This window comes from Herbiconiux dendrobii (assembly GCF_052048175.1).
Classification (GTDB): domain Bacteria; phylum Actinomycetota; class Actinomycetes; order Actinomycetales; family Microbacteriaceae; genus Herbiconiux.
Genome location: NZ_JBLZQV010000002.1, coordinates 455,047 through 473,737 on the forward strand (window position 1 = coordinate 455,047; position 18,691 = coordinate 473,737).

Annotated in this window: 18 protein-coding genes; 8 read left to right on the forward strand and 10 right to left on the reverse strand. The window is 66.0% G+C overall.

The window, feature by feature from the left end:
• Positions 1 to 11: 11 nt before the first annotated feature.
• The 8 genes from ACN4JJ_RS07060 to dnaA all read right to left on the reverse strand — a co-directional run bounded on the left by ACN4JJ_RS07060 (position 12) and on the right by dnaA (position 10,780).
• A complete protein-coding gene (locus ACN4JJ_RS07060) occupies positions 12 to 419 on the reverse strand; it encodes a DUF3566 domain-containing protein (RefSeq protein WP_291050011.1) in 408 nt (135 codons plus the stop codon).
• Positions 412 to 2,949, reverse strand: a complete 2,538-nt coding sequence (gene gyrA / locus ACN4JJ_RS07065) for a DNA gyrase subunit A (protein WP_440709205.1) — start codon at positions 2,947 to 2,949, stop codon at positions 412 to 414. Before gyrA ends, ACN4JJ_RS07060 begins: the two co-directional genes overlap by 8 nt.
• 27 nt (positions 2,950 to 2,976) lie before the next feature.
• Positions 2,977 to 4,950, reverse strand: a complete 1,974-nt coding sequence (gene gyrB / locus ACN4JJ_RS07070; protein ID WP_440709206.1) for a DNA topoisomerase (ATP-hydrolyzing) subunit B — start codon at positions 4,948 to 4,950, stop codon at positions 2,977 to 2,979.
• 136 nt (positions 4,951 to 5,086) lie between these two features.
• The gene (locus ACN4JJ_RS07075) at positions 5,087 to 5,575 is read right to left on the reverse strand and encodes a DciA family protein (RefSeq protein WP_440709207.1); all 489 of its coding nucleotides are present in this window, start codon (positions 5,573 to 5,575) and stop codon (positions 5,087 to 5,089) included.
• Between the two features lie 25 nt (positions 5,576 to 5,600).
• Positions 5,601 to 6,821 carry a DNA replication/repair protein RecF gene (gene recF / locus ACN4JJ_RS07080; RefSeq protein WP_440709208.1) on the reverse strand — a complete coding sequence of 407 codons (1,221 nt, stop codon included), beginning with the start codon at positions 6,819 to 6,821 and terminating at the stop codon, positions 5,601 to 5,603.
• 18 nt (positions 6,822 to 6,839) lie between these two features.
• Positions 6,840 to 7,727 carry a phosphogluconate dehydrogenase (NAD(+)-dependent, decarboxylating) gene (gnd, locus tag ACN4JJ_RS07085; RefSeq protein WP_440709209.1) on the reverse strand — a complete coding sequence of 296 codons (888 nt, stop codon included), beginning with the start codon at positions 7,725 to 7,727 and terminating at the stop codon, positions 6,840 to 6,842.
• A gap of 28 nt (positions 7,728 to 7,755) precedes the next feature.
• On the reverse strand, positions 7,756 to 8,901 hold the full coding sequence (gene dnaN, locus ACN4JJ_RS07090) for a DNA polymerase III subunit beta (protein ID WP_440709210.1): 1,146 nt from the start codon (positions 8,899 to 8,901) through the stop codon (positions 7,756 to 7,758).
• A 379-nt stretch (positions 8,902 to 9,280) separates the two neighbouring features.
• Positions 9,281 to 10,780, reverse strand: a complete 1,500-nt coding sequence (gene dnaA / locus ACN4JJ_RS07095) for a chromosomal replication initiator protein DnaA (RefSeq protein ID WP_440709211.1) — start codon at positions 10,778 to 10,780, stop codon at positions 9,281 to 9,283.
• 333 nt (positions 10,781 to 11,113) lie between these two features.
• On the opposite strand from dnaA, the gene rpmH reads away from it, so the two are divergent.
• The 8 genes from rpmH (at position 11,114) to ACN4JJ_RS07135 (ending at position 16,193) form a co-directional block, all read left to right on the forward strand.
• Positions 11,114 to 11,251 carry a 50S ribosomal protein L34 gene (gene rpmH, locus ACN4JJ_RS07100; RefSeq protein WP_055810406.1) on the forward strand — a complete coding sequence of 46 codons (138 nt, stop codon included), beginning with the start codon at positions 11,114 to 11,116 and terminating at the stop codon, positions 11,249 to 11,251.
• Positions 11,252 to 11,269: 18 nt separating this feature from the next.
• Positions 11,270 to 11,614, forward strand: a complete 345-nt coding sequence (rnpA, locus tag ACN4JJ_RS07105) for a ribonuclease P protein component (protein WP_440709212.1) — start codon at positions 11,270 to 11,272, stop codon at positions 11,612 to 11,614.
• Entirely contained in the window at positions 11,611 to 11,919 is a 309-nt protein-coding gene (yidD, locus tag ACN4JJ_RS07110) for a membrane protein insertion efficiency factor YidD (protein ID WP_440709213.1), read from the forward strand. Before rnpA ends, yidD begins: the two co-directional genes overlap by 4 nt.
• A gap of 9 nt (positions 11,920 to 11,928) precedes the next feature.
• The gene (yidC, locus tag ACN4JJ_RS07115; RefSeq protein WP_440709214.1) at positions 11,929 to 12,900 is read left to right on the forward strand and encodes a membrane protein insertase YidC; all 972 of its coding nucleotides are present in this window, start codon (positions 11,929 to 11,931) and stop codon (positions 12,898 to 12,900) included.
• Positions 12,897 to 13,418: a Jag family protein gene (locus tag ACN4JJ_RS07120; protein ID WP_440709215.1), complete on the forward strand. Its 522-nt coding sequence runs from the start codon at positions 12,897 to 12,899 to the stop codon at positions 13,416 to 13,418. Before yidC ends, ACN4JJ_RS07120 begins: the two co-directional genes overlap by 4 nt.
• A 17-nt stretch (positions 13,419 to 13,435) precedes the next feature.
• Positions 13,436 to 14,089 (forward strand): 16S rRNA (guanine(527)-N(7))-methyltransferase RsmG, encoded by a 654-nt coding sequence (rsmG, locus tag ACN4JJ_RS07125; protein ID WP_440709216.1) that lies wholly within the window; start codon positions 13,436 to 13,438, stop codon positions 14,087 to 14,089.
• A gap of 195 nt (positions 14,090 to 14,284) precedes the next feature.
• A complete protein-coding gene (locus tag ACN4JJ_RS07130; protein WP_440709217.1) occupies positions 14,285 to 15,199 on the forward strand; it encodes a ParA family protein in 915 nt (304 codons plus the stop codon).
• The gene (locus tag ACN4JJ_RS07135) at positions 15,189 to 16,193 is read left to right on the forward strand and encodes a ParB/RepB/Spo0J family partition protein (protein WP_440709218.1); all 1,005 of its coding nucleotides are present in this window, start codon (positions 15,189 to 15,191) and stop codon (positions 16,191 to 16,193) included. The genes ACN4JJ_RS07130 and ACN4JJ_RS07135 overlap by 11 nt, the downstream gene beginning before the upstream one ends.
• A gap of 126 nt (positions 16,194 to 16,319) precedes the next feature.
• Here ACN4JJ_RS07135 and ACN4JJ_RS07140 read toward each other — a convergent pair whose 3' ends face one another.
• Together ACN4JJ_RS07140 and ACN4JJ_RS07145 are read right to left on the reverse strand one after the other, a co-directional pair.
• On the reverse strand, positions 16,320 to 17,276 hold the full coding sequence (locus ACN4JJ_RS07140) for a D-alanine--D-alanine ligase family protein (protein WP_440709219.1): 957 nt from the start codon (positions 17,274 to 17,276) through the stop codon (positions 16,320 to 16,322).
• 11 nt (positions 17,277 to 17,287) lie between these two features.
• On the reverse strand, positions 17,288 to 18,613 hold the full coding sequence (locus ACN4JJ_RS07145) for an aminotransferase-like domain-containing protein (RefSeq protein ID WP_440709220.1): 1,326 nt from the start codon (positions 18,611 to 18,613) through the stop codon (positions 17,288 to 17,290).
• Between the last annotated feature and the right edge of the window lie 78 nt (positions 18,614 to 18,691).

Consider the following 18,691-nt stretch of genomic DNA (forward strand, 5'->3'; position numbering starts at 1 on the left):
GCCAATCGGCCCTACTTGTTGGTGAAGCCGAGCATCACGCCACCCGTGATCCGCACCGCGAGGTTGTACAACGCGGCCCAGATCGCACCGAGTGCGGTGATCACGATCACGTTCAGCACGGCGACGACGACGGAGAAGCCCATCACCTGGGGCAGCGAGGCGAAGTCGAACAGGTCGAAGTTGCCGGCGCCCGCGATGTCTTGCAGCAGCGTGTTGACGGAGTCGAACACACCGGTCTGGTTGAGCACCGACCACACCAGGAACGAGGCGACCACGGTGACGATACCGAGGATGATCGCCAGGAGGAAGGAGATCTTGAGCACCGACCAGAAGTCGATGTAGACCAGCTTCAGCCGAACCTGCTTGGTGGTGGCGACGCGCGCCGTCTTCTTCGCGAATTTGTCGCCGAGGTTACTCATCCGTCGTTACGTCCTCTCCAGGAGCCGCAGGGGCTTCGGGGTCGAGCGGCTCCGCATCCTCGGAATCCAGGTTGCGTTCCGTGTTCTTGGCCACCGCGATGATGCGATCCTCGTCCGCGAAGCGAGCGAAGACCACGCCCATCGTGTCGCGTCCTTTAGCCGGTACCTCGGCCACGGCAGAGCGTACCACCTTGCCGCTGGCAAGAACCACAAGGACCTCGTCGTCCTCCCCGACGATCAGCGAGCCGATCAGGTCGCCGCGCGCATCCTGCAGCTTGGCCACCTTGATGCCGAGGCCGCCTCGGCCCTGCACCCGGTATTCCTCCACCGAGGTGCGCTTGGCGTAGCCGCCCTCGGTGACGATGAACACGTAGCCCTCGTCGGAGACCACCGAGGCGCCCTGCAACGCGTCGTCGCCGCGGAACTTCATGCCGATGACACCCGAGGTGGCGCGGCCCATCGGCCGCAGCGCCTCATCCGTCGCCGTGAAGCGGATCGACATGCCCTTCTTCGACACCAGCAGCAGGTCGGAGTCCTCGTCCACCAGCAGGGCCGAGACGAGCTCGTCGTCTTCGCGCAGGTTGATGGCGATGATGCCGCCCGAGCGGTTGGTGTCGTACTCGGTCAGCGCCGTCTTCTTCAGCAGGCCGCCCCGGGTGGCGAGCACCAGGAACTGCGCCGCCTGGTAGTCGCGGATGTCGAGGATCTGCGTGATCTGCTCCTCCGGCGCGAGCGCCAGCAGGTTCGCCACGTGCTGGCCCTTCGCGTCGCGGCCGGCCTCCTGCAGCTCGTAGGCCTTCGCGCGGTACACGCGGCCCCGGTTGGTGAAGAACAGCAGCCAGTGGTGCGTGGTGGTGACGAAGAAGTGCTCCACCACGTCGTCGGCCCGCAGCTGGGCGCCCTTGACGCCCTTGCCGCCGCGGTGCTGGCTGCGGTAGTTGTCGCTGCGCGTGCGCTTGACGTAGCCGCCGCGGGTGACCGTGACCACCATCTCCTCTTCGGGGATGAGATCTTCGATGTTCATGTCGCCGTCGAAACCGAACATGATCTCGGTGCGGCGGTCGTCGCCGAACTTGTCGACGATCTCGGTGAGCTCTTCGGTGATGATCTCGCGCTGACGCGACGGCGAGCCGAGGATGACGTTGTACTCGTCGATCCGGGTCTGCAGCTCGGTGGCCTCGTCCTGGATCTTCTGGCGCTCCAGCGCGGCCAGCCGGCGCAGCTGCAGTTCCAGGATGGCGCGGGCCTGCAGCTCGTCGATCGAGAGCAGGTCGATCAGGCCGTCACGGGCCTCCTCGACGGTCGGCGAGCGCCGGATGAGGGCGATCACCTCGTCGAGAGCGTCGAGCGCCGCCAGGTAGCCGCGCAGGATGTGCATGCGGGCCTCGGCCTCGCGCAGGCGGTACTGGGTGCGGCGCACGATCACCTGGATCTGGTGCGCCACCCACTCGGTGATGAAGCCGTCCAGCGGCAGGGTGCGCGGGATGCCGTCGACGATCGCCAGCATGTTGGCGCCGAAGTTGTCCTGCAGCTGGGTGTGCTTGTAGAGGTTGTTCAGCACGACCTTGGCCACGGCGTCGCGCTTCAGCACGATCACCAGGCGCTGGCCGGTGCGGCCCGAGGTCTCGTCGCGGATGTCGGCGATGCCGGCGAGCTTGCCGTCTTTCACCAGCTCGGCGATCTTCACGGCCAGGTTGTCAGGGTTCACCTGGTAGGGCAGCTCGGTCACGACGAGGCAGGTGCGGCCCTGCAGCTCTTCGACGTTGACGACCGCGCGCATGGTGATCGATCCGCGCCCGGTGCGGTACGCATCCTGGATCCCCTTGACGCCCAGGATCTGCGCTCCCGTGGGGAAGTCGGGGCCCTTGATGCGCTGCATCAGCGCCTCGAGCAGCTCTTCGCGGCTCGCCTCGGGGTTCTCCAGATACCAGACGGCTCCGGATGCCACCTCCCGCAGGTTGTGCGGAGGGATGTTCGTGGCCATGCCGACCGCGATACCGACCGATCCGTTCACCAGCAGGTTCGGGAACCGCGAGGGCAGCACGACGGGCTCGAGCGTGCGGCCGTCGTAGTTGTCCTGGAAGTCGACCGTCTCCTCGGTGATGTCGCGCACCATCTCGAGGGCGAGCTGCGACATCTTGGTCTCGGTGTATCGCGCGGCGGCGGCGCCGTCGTTGCCGGCCGAGCCGAAGTTGCCCTGGCCGAGGGCCAGCGGGTACCGCAGGTTCCACGGCTGGATGAGGCGCACCAGGGCGTCGTAGATGGAGGAGTCGCCGTGCGGGTGGAACTGGCCCATCACCTCGCCGACGACGCGCGCCGACTTGGAGAAGGCACGGTCGGGGCGGTAGCCGCCGTCGTACATCGCGTAGATCACGCGACGGTGCACGGGCTTCAGGCCGTCGCGCACGTCGGGCAGGGCACGCCCCACGATCACGCTCATCGCGTAGTCGAGGTAGGAGCGCTGCATCTCCAGCTGGAGATCGACCTGTTCGATGCGGTCTCCGGCGGGCGGAGTGATTTCGTCTGTCATAAGGAGGTATCAGTCTCGATCGAAGGGTCAGATGTCCAGGAAGCGCACGTCTTTGGCGTTCCGCTGGATGAAGTTGCGGCGCGACTCGACGTCTTCGCCCATCAGGGTGCTGAAGATCTCGTCGGCCGCGGCCGCGTCGTCGAGGGTGATCTGGCGGAGGGTGCGGGTGTCCGGGTCCATCGTGGTGTCCCACAGCTCGCGGTAGTCCATCTCACCGAGACCCTTGTAGCGCTGGATGCCGTTGTCTTTCGGGATGCGCTTGCCGGCGGCCTGGCCGTCGACCAGAAGTGCGTCGCGCTCGGCATCGGAGTAGACGTAGTCGTGCGGCGCGTTCGACCACTTGAGGCGGTAGAGCGGCGGCATCGCGAGGTACACGTAGCCCAGCTCGATCAGCGGCCGCATGTAGCGGAACACCAGGGTGAGCAGCAGGGTGGTGATGTGCTGGCCGTCGACGTCGGCATCCGCCATCAGCACGATCTTGTGGTACCGCGCCTTCTCGGGGTTGAAGTCCTCCCCGATCCCGGCGCCGAACGCCGTGATCATGGCCTGCACCTCGGCGTTGCCGAGCGCGCGGTCGAGCCGGGCCTTCTCGACGTTCAGGATCTTGCCGCGCAGCGGCAGGATGGCCTGCGTCTCGGGGTTGCGGCCCTGGATGGCGGAGCCGCCGGCCGAGTCGCCCTCCACGATGAAGATCTCGCTCTTGGAGGGGTCACGGCTCGAGCAGTCCTTCAACTTCCCGGGCATGCCGCCACCCTCGAGCAGGCCCTTGCGCCGGGTCTGCTCGCGGGCCTTGCGCGCGGCGAGACGGGCTTGCGAGGCCTGGATCGCCTTGCGGATGATGTCGCGGGCCTGCACGGGGTTGCGGTCGAACCAGTCGGTGAGCTCGGTGCTGACGACCCGCTGCACGAAGGCCTTGGCCTCGGTGTTGCCGAGCTTGGTCTTCGTCTGGCCCTCGAACTGCGGTTCGGCGAGCTTGATCGAGATGACGGCGGTGAGGCCCTCGCGCACGTCGTCGCCCGAGAGGTTGTCATCCTTCTCTTTGATGATGTTCTTCTCGCGCGCGTACTTGTTCACCAGCGTGGTGAGCGCGGCGCGGAAGCCCTCTTCGTGGGTGCCGCCCTCGTGCGTGTTGATGGTGTTCGCGTAGGTGTGCACGCTCTCGGTGTAACCCGTGGTCCACTGCATGGCGACCTCGAGCGCGATCTTGCGCACTGTGTCCTCCTGCTCGAAGGAGATGATCTCCTCGTTCACGAGGTCGGCCTTCTTCGAGCGGTTGAGGTACTCGACGTAGTCCTTCAGGCCGTTCTCGTAGAGGTAGGTGACCGTGGTCTCCTCCTCTTCGCCCGACTCGCCGCCGCGCTCGTCGGTGAGCTTGATGGCGAGGCCCTTGTTGAGGAAGGCCATCTGCTGGAACCGCGCACGCAGGGTCTCGTAGTCGAACTCGACGGTCTCGAAGATCTCGCGGCTCGGCCAGAAGGTGATCCGCGTTCCGGTCTCGTCGGTCGACTCGCCCTGCTCGAGCGGCGCCTGCGGAACGCCGATCTTGTAGCTCTGGCGGTAGACGCTGCCCTGGCGGCGCACCTCGACGTCGAGTTCGCTGGAGAGCGCGTTCACCACGGAGGAGCCGACGCCGTGCAGGCCGCCCGATACCGCGTACCCGCCGCCGCCGAACTTGCCGCCGGCGTGCAGGATGGTGAGCACCACCTCGACGGTCGACTTCTTCTCGACCGGGTGGATGTCGACGGGGATGCCGCGACCGTTGTCGGTGACGGTGATTCCGCCGTCTTTGCGCATCACGACCTCGATGTGCGTGGCGTACCCGGCGAGGGCCTCGTCGACGCTGTTGTCGACGATCTCGTACACCAGGTGGTGCAGGCCGCGCGGGCCCGTGGAACCGATGTACATGCCGGGGCGCTTGCGCACCGCCTCGAGGCCTTCAAGAACCTGGATCTGGTCCGCGCCGTACTCGTTGTCAGGGTGGACCTTGTCCGATTCAGACATATGGAAATGTGCTCCTCAGTGTCGCGCCCTCCGGCCGGGCAAGGCGACCCTTAATTCTATCAAAGGAGAGGGCGGTTCCGCGGATCATACGCCGTTCTGAGGACTTTATTTCGGGCCCGTGACCACATTTGCCTACTCAGCCGTAGGTATCGCGAGGACCGCGCCCTGGAATCGATCTGGAGCCGCGTTTCCAGCTCGGGGCGTGGGGGGCTTCGAAGCGGATCGACTCGATACCCGCTTCGGGGAACCGCTGGGCGATCGTCGTCATGATCAGCACGCGCATGTGGCGCAGCTGCGTGGCCCACGCGGTGGAGTCGCATTGCACGGTGAGCACCGCATCCGTGATGCCGATCGGCGTGGAGTGCTCGGCGGTGTCGGGGCCGGCGATCTCGGCCCAGGCGAGCAGAAGATCCGACTTGGCCAGCGACGAGCCCCAGCCGAGCTCGCTGGTGAGCGAACCCATCACGTCGCCGAGGCCGTGCGGGTCGCGCCCGCGGCCGTAGGGCTCGCTCTCGTCGTCGTCCCCGCGCTTGCGCGTCTTGCGCGAGCGCCAGTTCGCGGCGCGGGAGTCGGGGTTGCCGAAGGCGGCCTTCAGGCGCAGGTACACGTTCTGCGACTCGGTCATCAGCGGCGCACCCCGCAGATCGGCGTCATGAGAACTCCGTCACGATGGTGCCGGCCTGGATGCGCACGGTGTGCGCCGTCAGCGCCTCGGGCACGTCGTCGTAGACGGCGGCCGTGATGAGCACCTGCTCGTAGTCCTTCACCGCATCCGCCAGTCGGCCGCGCCGGCCCTGATCGAGCTCGGCGAAGACGTCGTCGAGGATGACGATGGGATCGCCGGTGCTCGACTCGGCCCGCAGTAGTTCGGCGCAGGCCAGCTTCAGCGCGAGGGCGAACGACCAGGATTCACCATGGCTCGCGTAGCCCTTGGCCGGCAGCCCGTTCAGCCGGAACAGCACGTCGTCGCGGTGCGGGCCGACCAGGGTGATGCCGCGGTCGCGCTCGGCGCGCGCCACCTTCTCGAGCGCACCGCGGAACGAGTCGGCGAGCTCGGCGCGGCTGGGCAGCGCTGAGACCGCGTCGGCGCTCTCGCCGGCGACTCCGCCGGTTCCGGATGCGCGGGGGGCGACATCCGGAACCCCGGCCTCGTCGTCGTCACCCGGCTTCTCGGCCAGGATGCTCAGCACCAGCTCGAGCGTGGGCTCCTGTTCCGAGCCGGCGACCGCCTGGTAGGCCTCGCGCACGAACGGGCCGAGTGCCTGCACGATGGCCAGCCGTTCGGCGATGATCTCCGTGCCGAGTTCGACGAGCCGCTCGTTCCAGAGCTCGAGCGTCGAGAGCTTGGCATCCTTCAGGCCGGATGCTCTGGCCGACTTGAGAAGGGCGTTGCGCTGCTTGAGCACGCGGTCGTAGTCGGCGAAGACGCCGAGCAGGCGCGGAGCCCGGGTGCCGAGCAAGGCATCCACGAACCGGCGCCGGGTGGACGGCTCCCCTCTGATCAGGGCGAGGTCTTCCGGCGCGAACAGCACAGTAGAGAGGTATCGGGGCAGTTCGCGCGGCTTGATGGCCGCCCGATTGACCTGCGCCCGGTTGGCGGCACTGCGGTTCAGCTGCAGTTCGACCAGAAGTTCACGGCCGTCGTGCTCGAGCCGCGCCCGCACGATCGCGGCATCCTGACCCGCTCTGATCAGCGCCTGGTCGGTGGAGACCCGGTGCGAGGAGAGCGTGGCCAGGTAGCCGAGCGACTCGACGAGGTTGGTCTTGCCCTGGCCGTTGCGGCCCACGAACAGGTTCGGCCCGGGCTCGAGTGCGACCTCCGCGGTGGCGTAGTTGCGGAAATCGGTGAGGCTCAGGTGACGGACGAACAAGCAGGGCCTGGCGCTGGACTAGTCGAGCTCTTTGACCGCGTGGCCGCCGAACTGGTTGCGCAGGGCGGCGACGGCCTTCATGGCCGGCGAGTCGTCTTGGCGCGACACGAAGCGCGCGAAGATCGAGGCGCTGATGGCGGGCATCGGCACGGCGTTCTCGATGGCCTCCTCGAGGGTCCAGCGGCCCTCGCCCGAGTCCTCGACGTAGCCGTGGATCTGGTCGAACTCGGGGTCGGCCTCGAGCGCGCGCACCAGCAGTTCGAGCAGCCAGGAGCGCACGACCGTGCCGCGCTGCCAGGCCTTGAAGGTGCCGGTGACGTCTTTGATGATGTCCTTGCGCGCGTCGAGCAGTTCGTAACCCTCGGCGTAGCTCTGCATCATGCCGTACTCGATGCCGTTGTGCACCATCTTGGCGTAGTGGCCGGCACCGACCTCACCGACGTGCACGAAGCCCTCGTCGCGCGGGCCCTCGGGGCGCAGCGCGTCGAACACGGGCATGGCCCGCTCGACGTTCTCGGCGGTGCCGCCGACCATCAGGCCGTAGCCGTTCTCCAGGCCCCAGACGCCTCCCGAAACGCCGGCGTCCATGAACTGGATGCCCTTGGGGGCGAGGAACTCGGAGTGCGTGAAGTCTTCGGTGAACTTGGAGTTGCCACCGTCGATGATGAGGTCGCCCTCCTCCAGCACCTCGGAGAGGTCGTGGATGACGCTGTCGGTGATCTTGCCGGCCGGAACCATCACCCAGACGATGCGCGGAGCGGGCAGCGCGGCGGCGAGGGCCTTGAGATCGGGAACATCGCTCACGGCGGGGTTGGTGTCGTAGCCGACCACGTCGATGCCCGACTTCTTCAAGCGGGCACGCATGTTGTTGCCCATCTTGCCCAGACCGATGAGTCCGATGTTCATGACAGCTCCTTGCAGGTGGTGGAGAGGGTCAGCGCAGCAGCAGGTTGGGCTGCAGCAGGTACTTGTAGTCGTCGGATCCCGGCTGGTCTTTCGAGGACTGGCTGGTGATCAGCACGGGCCCGGGCTTGTTCGGGTTGTCGGTCTTCGTGAACGAGATCCGCACGAATTCGGAGTGCACGGCGGAGAGGCCGTCGAGCAGGAACTGCGGCTTGAGCGACACGACGGTGTCTTGGCCCGTGAGCAGCGCGTCGATCGACTCGGAGGCCTGGGCCTGCTCGGATCCGATCGCCTCGAGGGTCACGCCGTCGATGGTGAAGGTGAAGCGCAGGGCGGCTTCGCGCTCGAGCACCAGCGACACGCGCTTGGTGGCCTCGATCAGCTCGGCGGTGTTGATCACGGCGTAGTTGTCGACGGTCTCGGGGAACAGGCGCTTGACCGGCGGAAAGTTGCCCTTGATCAGCAGCGTGGTGACCGTCTTCTTGTCGCTCTTGAACGCGATCAGCTCTCGGTCGTCGGAGTTCGTGATGGCGACCGAGATGGTGCCGGCGTTACCGAAGGTCTTGCCGACCTCCTGCAGGGTGCGGGCGGGAACCAGGGCGGTGGCACTGGTGGTGCCGGAGTCGTTGGAATCCCAGTCGATGTTGCGCACGGCGACGCGATAGCGGTCGGTGGCGACCAGCGAGATGCTGTTCTCGGTGACCTCGAGCTGCACGCCCGTGATGACCGGTGTGACATCGTCGCGCGACGCGGCGACGGCCACCTGGGCGACGGCCGCGGCGAACTGCTCGGCCGGGAGCAGCCCTGATTCGGCGCCGACCTGCGGCAGCGTGGGGTATTCCTCCACCGGCATGCTCAGCAGCGTGAACTTCGCGGTGCCGCAGCTCACGATGATGCGCGAGTCTTCGGTGCTGAACCGCACGGGGGCGTTCGGCAGGCGGTTGGCGATGTCGGAGAGCAGCCGGCCGGAGACCAGGATGACGCCGGGTTCTTCGACGTCGGCGGTGATCTGGGTCTGGGCCGAGACCTCGTAGTCGAATGAGGACAGGGTGAGACCGTCGTCTTTCGCCTCGATCAGCACGCCGCTCAGAATGGGCAGCGTGGTGCGCTGGGGCAAGAGCTTCACGGCGAAGGACACTGCTTCGCTGAAGACGTCTCGGTTTACTTGGAACTTCACGAAGTCACCTCTGTCGGCATTAGAGACCCTGGGTCGCTCCATGCTACCGGGTGAGTGCACCCGGATCGGGAACGGGCTGCGAACCCGAGGCCACCTCCGAAGAGGTTGTGGGATGTCATTGATTAATTGGGATTCTTAATGGTCTTAACGCCTGTGGATATGTGGATAAGTCTGTTTAAAACGCACCGTTCCGCTGAACTACACGCGTGTGAGTTGTTGATCCGCTGTGCATCCGGCTCAAAACTCCACTGACGCCGGGTGAACGGGATCGGAACCATTCCACATGCGGGGCCAACTGATCAACATCCGGGGCCGGGTTATCCACAATCTCTTCACAATCTGTGGAATGCGCACCCAGGTTGTACCCAGGATGGGGGGCTCAGGCGCTCTTGTAGCGCTGGTTGTGCTTGATCCGGTTCGAGATCTCGGTGACCTGGTTGTAGATCGACCGCTTCTCGGTCATCAGCTTGCCGATCTTGTTGTTGGCGTACATCACCGTCGTGTGGTCGCGTCCACCGAACAGCTGGCCGATCTTCGGCAGCGAGAGACTCGTCATCTCACGGCACAGGTACATCGCGATCTGGCGTGCCGTGGCGATGGCCTGGGAGCGGCTGGAGCCGTAGAGGTCGTCGACCGAGAGCTTGAAGTAGTCGGCGGTGTGATTGATGATGTCGACCGGCGCGATGATGTTGTCGTCGTCGAGCGTGATGAGGTCTTTCAGCACCGTCTGCACGAGGGCCATGTCGACCGGGGTGCGGTTCAGGCTCGCGAAGGCCGTGACGCGGATGAGGGTTCCCTCGAGCTCGCGCACGTTGCTGGAGACCTTCGTGGCCATGAACTCGAGGATGTCGTCGGGAACCCGGAGCCGTTCGCTCTGCGCCTTCTTGCGCAGGATGGCGATGCGGGTCTCGAGGTCGGGGGTCTGCACATCGGTGATGAGGCCCCACTCGAAGCGGGTGCGCATCCGGTCTTCGAAGCCGGTGAGGTGCTTGGGCGGCAGGTCGCTGGTGATGACCACCTGCTTGTTGTGGTCGTGCAGCGTGTTGAAGGTGTGGAAGAAGGCCTCTTGCGTCTCGGCCTTGCCCTGCAGGAACTGGATGTCGTCGATCAGGAGCAGGTCGATGTCGCGGTAGCGCGAGTGGAAGGCGGCGCCGCGGTTGTTCGCGATCGAGTTGATGAAGTCGTTGGTGAACTCCTCGGAGCTCACATACCGCACGCGCACCCCGGGATAGAGGCTGATGGCGTAGTGGCCGATCGCGTGCAGCAGGTGGGTCTTGCCGAGCCCCGAGTCGCCGTAGATGAACAGCGGGTTGTAGGCCTTGGCCGGCGCCTCGGCCACGGCCACGGCGGCGGCGTGCGCGAAGCGGTTCGAGCCGCCGATCACGAAGTTGTCGAAGCTGTACTTCGGGTTGAGCCGGGTGTCGTTGTTGCGGAGCGGGCCCACGGTCTCCTGCACGGGCGGGGCGACGGATGCCACCGACTCCGCGTAGCTCGACTCGGGCGCCGAGTGCTGGCCGAGGCCTTGACCCGGAGCGGGCACCTGGCCGGTGGGGCCGGTCGGGGTCGACGTGGCCTCGGCCGCATCCGATGCCGCGGGATAGCCGCTGATGTCGGGGTTCACCACCACCGAGAAGCTGCTGACGTCCAGGCTCGGATCGAGTGTGCCGAGTGCGGCGAGAAGAGAGGGGCGCACACGCTGCTCGAGCATGTCGCGGGTGAAGTCGTTGGGCACCTCGAGATAGAACGAGCCGCCCAGGATGCCCTTCGGGACCACGAGCCCGAGGAACCCCTTGAGTTGCGGAGTGATCCGTTCGTCGGCCGAGAGAACCTGGAGGATCTTCCGCCAGTTCTCTTCTGTCGAACCGGCACCCTCAGCCAATGGAACTCCTGTCGAACGTGTGTAGCGGTGACGAACGAATGCATCCGTCACCAGCCGCGTGCTTGGCCCCCGCCGGCTGTTAGTAACTGTAGGCACCTAAGCTAGTGACTGCCATGCCGCAGGGCAAGTTCGGTGTATTGACGGCCTGCGTGTCCTACACAGATGTTCTCCACATGCTGTGGATAATTGACTCTTTGGGCAGATCCGGTTTGACCCCGGGCCTTTGAGGTCGTAGGTTTAATCAGTTGACTTGTAGCGGTTTCCCGCTGCCCCCCTCGAATACGACTTCACGACGGTCTTGCTGCCTGCTTGCCCGCCGGACCGGAGAACATCATGAGCAAGAGAACTTTCCAGCCGAACAACCGCCGCCGCGCCAAGGTGCACGGTTTCCGTCTGCGTATGCGCACCCGTGCGGGCCGTTCGATCCTGTCGGCGCGTCGCCGCAAGGGTCGCACCGAGCTCTCCGCCTGAGCCCGACCCTTCGCTGCGGTGCTGGCCAGAGCCAATCGCATCACCCACGGCCGTGACTATCGCGGCACCGTGCGGCGTGGTGCGAAATTCGTGGGCCCGCACACCGTGACCTACATTCGCGCATCCGACTCCTCATCGTCGGATGCGCGTTTCGGGTTCATCGTGGCGAAATCCGTCGGCGTCGCGGTGGTTCGCAATCGCGTCCGTCGGCGGTTGAAGGCGGCCGCCTTCGCGTTGCTGCCGTCGATGGCACCGGGAACCGAAGTGGTGGTGCGCGCCCTGCCCGAAGCTGCGTCTCAGCCTTACGGCGTACTCTTCGAAGAACTATCGCGTTCTCTCACCAAAGGATCTGTGCTCGCATGATGTCAGTGGTGACGGCGATCCTGCTCCTCCCCCGCAACCTCGCTGTTCTGCTGCTTCGCGGGTACCGAGCGGTGATCTCTCCTTTATATGGGGATGTCTGCCGCTACTACCCGTCCTGCTCCTCTTATACCTTGCAGGCCATCCAGCAGCGCGGTCTGGTGGTGGGTTCCGGGATGGGCGTCTACCGCATCGCCCGCTGCCATCCCTGGGCGAAGGGCGGCGTCGACGACGTGCCGCCGGTGCGCCGACAGAAGTACCGGTTGACGCCGTTCGGTTTCGTAGTAGCTAGCCACGGAAAGGGCTAACCCCACACCATGGAAATCCCCCTCCTCGACACCATCCTCTGGCCCATCAAATGGGTGGTGGAGCTGATCCTCGTCGCCTGGCACTGGGTCTGGACGAACGTATTCCAGCTCGACCCGGCAGCCGGCCTCACCTGGGTGCTCTCCATCGTCGGCCTGGTGATCGTGGTGCGTGCCGCCCTCATCCCGATCTTCGTGCGGCAGATCAAGAGTCAGCGCAAGATGCTCGAAGTCGCGCCACAACTCAAGAAGATCCAGGACAAGTACAAGGGCAAGAAGGATCAGTTCTCGCGCGAGGCCATGTCGCGCGAGACCATGGAGCTCTACCGTAAGACGGGAACCAACCCGCTGGCATCCTGTCTCCCTCTGCTGCTGCAGATGCCGATCTTTTTCAGTCTGTTCTCGGTGCTCAACAACGCCCAGAAGGGCCAGGGCGGCGTCGGCCCCCTGAATGCGGAGCTCGGCAAGCAGTTCGGTGACGCGACCCTGTTCGGCGTCGCTCCCCTGCACGACACCTTCATGGGGGCCTTCAACGCCGGCGGGCCGTGGCAGGTCATGCTGATCGCCGGTCTGATGGTGGTGCTGATGACCGCCTCGCAGTTCTACACGCAGCTGCAGATCATGGCCAAGAACCAGTCCCCCGAGGCCAAGGCCAGCCCGATGTACCGGCAGCAGCGCATCCTGCTCTACATCCTCCCGCTGGTGTTCGTCTTCTCCGGTGTGGCCTTCCCGCTCGGCGTGATGTTCTACTGGCTGACCTCGAACTTCTGGACCATGGGCCAGCAGTTCCTCGTGATCCGCAACATGCCGACGCCCGGTAGCGAAGCCGCAAAGGCCCGTGAGGCCCGTCTCGCAAAGAAGGGCAAGGTCGAGCCGACGAAGGGGGCGCCGGAGATCGAGTCGATCCCGGAGGTTCCGAAGACGACGCAGCGCCAGCAACCCGTGAGCAAGAACCGGGCGAAGAAGCAAGGGGACAAGAAATGACTGATGTGACCGAGACCCAGGCCGAGGCGTCGGTCGACACCGACGTGATCGAGGGGGCGGACGCCGTCGTCGACGAGGGCGATGTCGCGGCCGACTACATCGAGGAACTGCTCGACATCTGCGACCTCGACGGCGACATCGACATCGAGGTCAACGACGGCCGCGCGTACATCTCGGTGAACGCCTCGGGCGAGAGCAACCTCCGCATCCTGTCGCGTCCCGACACGGTGGCCGCGCTGCAGGAACTGACCCGCCTTGCGGTACAGACGAAGACCGGCGAGTTCTCGCGTCTGATCCTCGACGTGGGCGGCAGCCGGCAGATCCGTCAGCGTGAGCTCGAGAAGCTGGTCGACGGCGCTGTCGCCGAGATCGAGGGTGGCGCTGCGGCGTCTCACCTGGAGGCGATGTCCTCCTACGAGCGCAAGCTGGTGCACGACATCGTGGCCGAGCGCGGTGGCTTCACCTCGGAGTCCGAGGGCGAAGGCCGCGACCGTCATACGGTCATCTCGCGCGCGTAGTTTCACGTGAAACATTGATGCAGACAGAGAACGCCCCCGAACCCGGCTCCGCAGACGTCGAGGCGGAGCCGGAGACCGCGCTCCGCGTCTTCGGTGATCGGATCGACGTCGCACGGCAGTTCACGGATGATCTGATCCGGCGAGGTGAGGAGTTGGGCCTGATCGGCCCGCTCGAACTCCCCCGCATCTGGAGTCGGCACATCGTCAACTGCGCTGTGGTCTCTCCGCTGCTGCGCCCTGGTGTCGTCGGCGACATCGGCAGCGGCGCGGGGCTGCCGGGAATCGTGCTGGCGATCGCTCGTCCGGATGTGTCCTTCGTGCTGATCGAGCCGATGGAGAGGCGCGTGGCCTGGCTGGACGAGCAGAAGGATCTGCTGGGGCTGGAGAACGTGACGGTGGTGCGGGCGCGTGCCGAGGAGTATCAGCGCGGCGAACTCGACCAGGTGACTGCCCGTGCCGTGAGTGCGTTCTCGAAGCTGATCCCGCTGACCGCTCCCCTGCTACGTCCAGGAGGTGAACTCGTGCTGATGAAAGGCGCGAGTGCGGCGAAGGAGATCACGGCGGCAGAGAAGGCGATCCGCAAGTATCGGCTGTCTGACGTCGAGGTGATCGAGCTGGGTGAGGATCTCGGCATCGACGTGACACGTGTGATCCGAGCGCGAGTACCCTGACTTCGTCCTCGTTGGGTCGGGACTCGTGGTGGCCAGCTCGGCGCAGCGCTCAGAGACGGCTACATGGCTGCGACACGCGGAGAGTGTCAGCGGAGTTCGGTAGCATCGAAGTCGGCCGTCGGAGTGGTGGTTCGGCCCACTCCCTCCGGATCCACTCCCCCATGTTTCACGTGAAACATATCGACAGGATTGTGAATGACCAGTGATGCCACCGCGTTCGACGCGTCGACCCCACTCGCTCGCGAGTTGGCGGACCTGTCGCAACGCAAGCGCCTCTTGGCCACGCGGGAATTCCCGCTCCCTGCTGACGCGCGCGTCCTGACCGTCGCGAACCAGAAGGGCGGCGTGGGGAAGACCACCACCACCGTCAACCTCGCGGCGGCACTTGCACGAGAGGGCGCTCGCGTTCTGGTTATCGACCTGGACCCTCAGGGGAACGCCTCCACGGCCCTCGGTGTCGATCACCGGGGTGACAAGCCCAGCGTGTACGACGTGTTGATCCGGGACGAGCCGATGGCCGACGTCGTGCAGGAGAGCCCCGAGACGGGGAATCTCTTCTGCCTCCCGGCGACAATCCATCTCGCCGGTGCCGAGATCGAGCTCGTGCCGATGGTCGCGCGCGAGCAGAGGCTTCGTGGAGCCCTGGACCGTTTCCTGGCGGCGATGGACGAGGCTGGAACCCCCTTCCACTATGTCTTCATCGACTGCCCGCCGTCGCTCGGACTACTGACCATCAATGCGTTCGTCGCCGCCCGCGAAGTTCTGATCCCGATCCAGTGTGAGTATTACGCGCTGGAAGGTCTGAGTCAGCTCCTCAACAACATCAGTCTGATCGAGCGGCACCTGAACCCCACGCTCGCCGTGTCCACTATCCTGCTCACCATGTACGACGGACGCACGCGGCTGGCCTTCCAAGTGGCGGAGGATGTGCGGAAGCACTTCCCTGACCAGACTCTCCGCGCGGTGATCCCCCGGTCGGTGCGGATCTCCGAGGCGCCGAGTTACGGCCAGACCGTCATCAGCTTCGATCCCAATTCCCCCGGCTCGGTCTCCTACCTCGAGGCAGCCGCTGAAATCGCAGACAGAGGAGCGCCGCAGCGTGGCAACTAAGAAGAGAACCGGACTCGGTCGCGGTATCGGCGCCCTCATCCCCACCGACGAACCGCGGGTGGAGGGCTCACGCCCCGTCGACGTGTTCTTCGACGCTCGGCCCGGCGACACCGATGCGACCGCGGACTCCGGAGTACAGCTGGTCGCCGTCCCGGGTGCGCGTCTGGCACAGCTCAACCCGAACAGCATCGTCCCCAACGCCAAGCAGCCCCGGAGCGTGTTCGACGCTTCCGACCTCGCCGAGCTGGTGCATTCGGTCAAGGAGATCGGCGTGTTGCAGCCGATCGTGGTGCGCGAATTGCCTGCCGAGGACGGGAAGCCGCAGCAGTACGAGCTGGTGATGGGTGAGCGCCGTCTGCGCGCGACGAAGGAGGCCGGGCTCGACACCATCCCCGCGGTGATCAAGGACACCGCCGACGAAGACATGCTCCGGGATGCTCTGCTCGAGAACCTGCACCGTTCGCAGCTGAATCCCTTGGAAGAGGCCTCCGCCTACCAGCAGCTGCTGGAAGACTTCGGCATCACGCAAGATCAGCTGGCGGAGCGGATCGGACGCTCGCGCCCGCAGATCACGAACACCCTGCGCCTGCTGAAACTGCCGGCCGCGGTGCAGAACCGGGTGGCCGCCGGCGTGCTGAGCGCCGGCCATGCCCGCGCCGTGTTGGCCGTCGGTGACGTCGACGCGATGAACAAGCTCGCGGACAAGATCGTGAACGAAGACCTCTCGGTGCGCGCGGCCGAGGCGCTGGCATCCTCAGCTCCGAAGGCGACGCGCGCCAAGACCACGGCCGGCGCCAAGCGGGGTCATCTGGACGAGATCGGCGAGCGGCTGGGCGACCGGCTGAACACGCGGGTCCGCGTGAGCCTCGGCCGCTCGAAGGGGCAGATCGTGATCGACTTCGCGACGATCCAGGATCTCAATCGTATTCTGGGCGAGCTGGGCGAGGACGGTTTCGGCCAAGCCTCGAGCAGCCGGGGTCCGCGCTTCAGCTGAACCGGACGTGCGGCGGTACCGCCGCACACAACGTTTCACGTGAAACATCCGCCGCAAACGCCGAACGCCCGCCACGCTCCATAAGGAGGGGGCGGGCGTTCGGCGTTATGGCGCGCGGCGACAGCGTCAGCCGGCGATGGCCACGTCGCTGAGCTTCTCGTACACCTCGGCCAGCGAGAGACCGGCGGCGAGGATGCCCTGCGGCACGGTCGACGTCTCGGTGAGCCCGGGCAGCACGTTCGCCTCGAGGAACCACGGGGTTCCGGCGTCATCGATGATCAGGTCGATGCGCGAGATGTGCCGCAGGCCGAGGGCGGCGTGGATGGCCAGCGCGGTGTCCCGCGCGGTGGCGGCGGCTTCGGCGTCGAGGCGGGCCGGGGCGTAGAAGCTGGTCTCCCCAGCGTTGTACCGGGCCTCGAAGCTGTAGACGCCCGAGCGCGGCTCGATCTCCACGGCCGGCAGAGCCACCGGCCCCTCCCCCAGGTCGACGACGCCGATCGAGATCTCCACACCGCGAGCCCGCTGCTCGATCAGGGCGACCTCACCGTAGGTGTACGCGTCGACCACGGCGCGCGGCAGGTCGTCGGCGGAGCCGAGCACCCCGACACCCAGAGCGGATCCACCCATGGCTGGCTTGACGACCAGCTCGGAGCCGAGCGACGACAGCACGAGATCGAGCACCTGGGTGGCACCCAGCTCGCGGAACGTGTCGCGCGGCAGTGTCACCCAGCGCGGTGTGGCGAAGCCGGCTCGCTCGACGAGCACCTTGGCGGTGGGCTTCTGCCAGGCCAGGCGCGCGGCCTTCGCCTGCGAGCCGACGTAGGGGATGCCCAGCATGTCGAGCAGCGCCCGCAGGGCACCGTCTTCGCCGCTGGCTCCGTGCAGTGCGGGCCACACCACGTCGGGGCGCGTCTCGGCCAGGAACGGCAGCAGGTTCGCATCCGGTTCCCGCACGATGACGGTGTGACCACGACCGATCAGCGCATCCGCGACCCGACGGCCGGTGCGCAGCGACACGTCGCGCTCGTGCGAGATGCCGCCCGAGAGGACGACGACGGTTCGGGGGGTGGAGTTGTCGCTCATGGTGCGGTCTCTCAGTCGAGGTTGGGCGGAGGAGCCGAGAAGGTGCGGTCGCGCACGGTGTCGAGCGGACCGGTGGCGGCGAAGGTCTCGAGCAGGTCGAGTTCGCCGTTGATGACGTTCTGCAGGCGACGTATGCCGACGCGGATCGCCTCGGGCGTCGGGTAGCAGAACGAGAGACGGATGTTGTTGCGGCCCGATCCGTCGGCGTAGAACGCGGTGCCGGGCGTGTAGGCCACCAGTTCCTTAACCGCTCGGGGCAGCATCTGCTTGGAATCGAGATGCGGCGGGAGTGTGAGCCAGACATAGAAACCGCCCTGCGGGTCGGTCCAGGAGAGATTGGGCAGATATTCGGTTAAAGCGCCGATCATCGCCTCTTTTCGCTCCTTGTAGACGCCACGGAAGCGATCGACCTGCGCGCGCCAGTCGATCGTGTCGAGGTACTGCGAGACGATCAGCTGACTGAACGAGGAGGGTGAGAGCACGGCGGCCTCGTTGGCCAGGATGAGCTTCTCGCGGATGGCGTGCGGCGCGAGCGCCCAGCCCACCCGGAATCCAGGCGCGAGCGTCTTCGAGAAGGTGCCGAGGTAGATCACGCCGTCCTCGTCGAGCGAGCGGATGGCCGGGGGCGGCGGGGCGTCGAAGTGCAGCAGACCGTACGGGTTGTCCTCCAGCACCAGGATGCCGTGCTCCTTCGCGATGGCGAGTACCTCCTGGCGGCGCTCCCAGCTGAGGGTCACGCCCGCCGGGTTCTGGAACGACGGGATGGTGTAGAGGAACTTGATCTTCTTGCCGGCCGCGTGCACGGCGGCGATCCGCTCGCGCAGCGCCTCGGGGATCATGCCGTGCGCATCCATCGCCACGTGCTGGGTCTCGGCCTGGAACGAGCGGAAGATCACCATCGCGGTGACGTAGCTCGGGCCCTCGGCCAGCACCACGTCTCCCGGGTCGATGAAGAGCTTGGTCACGAGCTCGAGCGCGTGCTGCGATCCGGTGGTCACCACCACGTCGTCGGCGCTTGCCGAGATGCCCTCCATGGCCATCACGTCGAGGATCTGCTCGCGCAGCTTCGGCACGCCCTGACCGGAGCCGTATTGCAGGGCGACGGATCCCTGCTCGCGCATGACCCGGTTCATCGAGTCGATGACGAGCTCCTGCGGGAGGGCCGAGACCGCCGGCATGCCTCCGGCCAGTGACACCACCTCGGGGCGGGAGGCCACGGCGAAGAGGGCCCGGACTTCACTGGCGGCGAGACCCGCCGTGCGTGCGGCGTAGTTGTAGTACCACGGATCGAGGTTGTTACCCGACTGCTGTGGGGGGTTCTGGCTGCTCACTGACATACTTCCCGACGTAGACCGAAATTCCATCGTAGGACATCAAAAAGTGGCCCGCTGCACGAAGGCAACGGGCCACTTGGA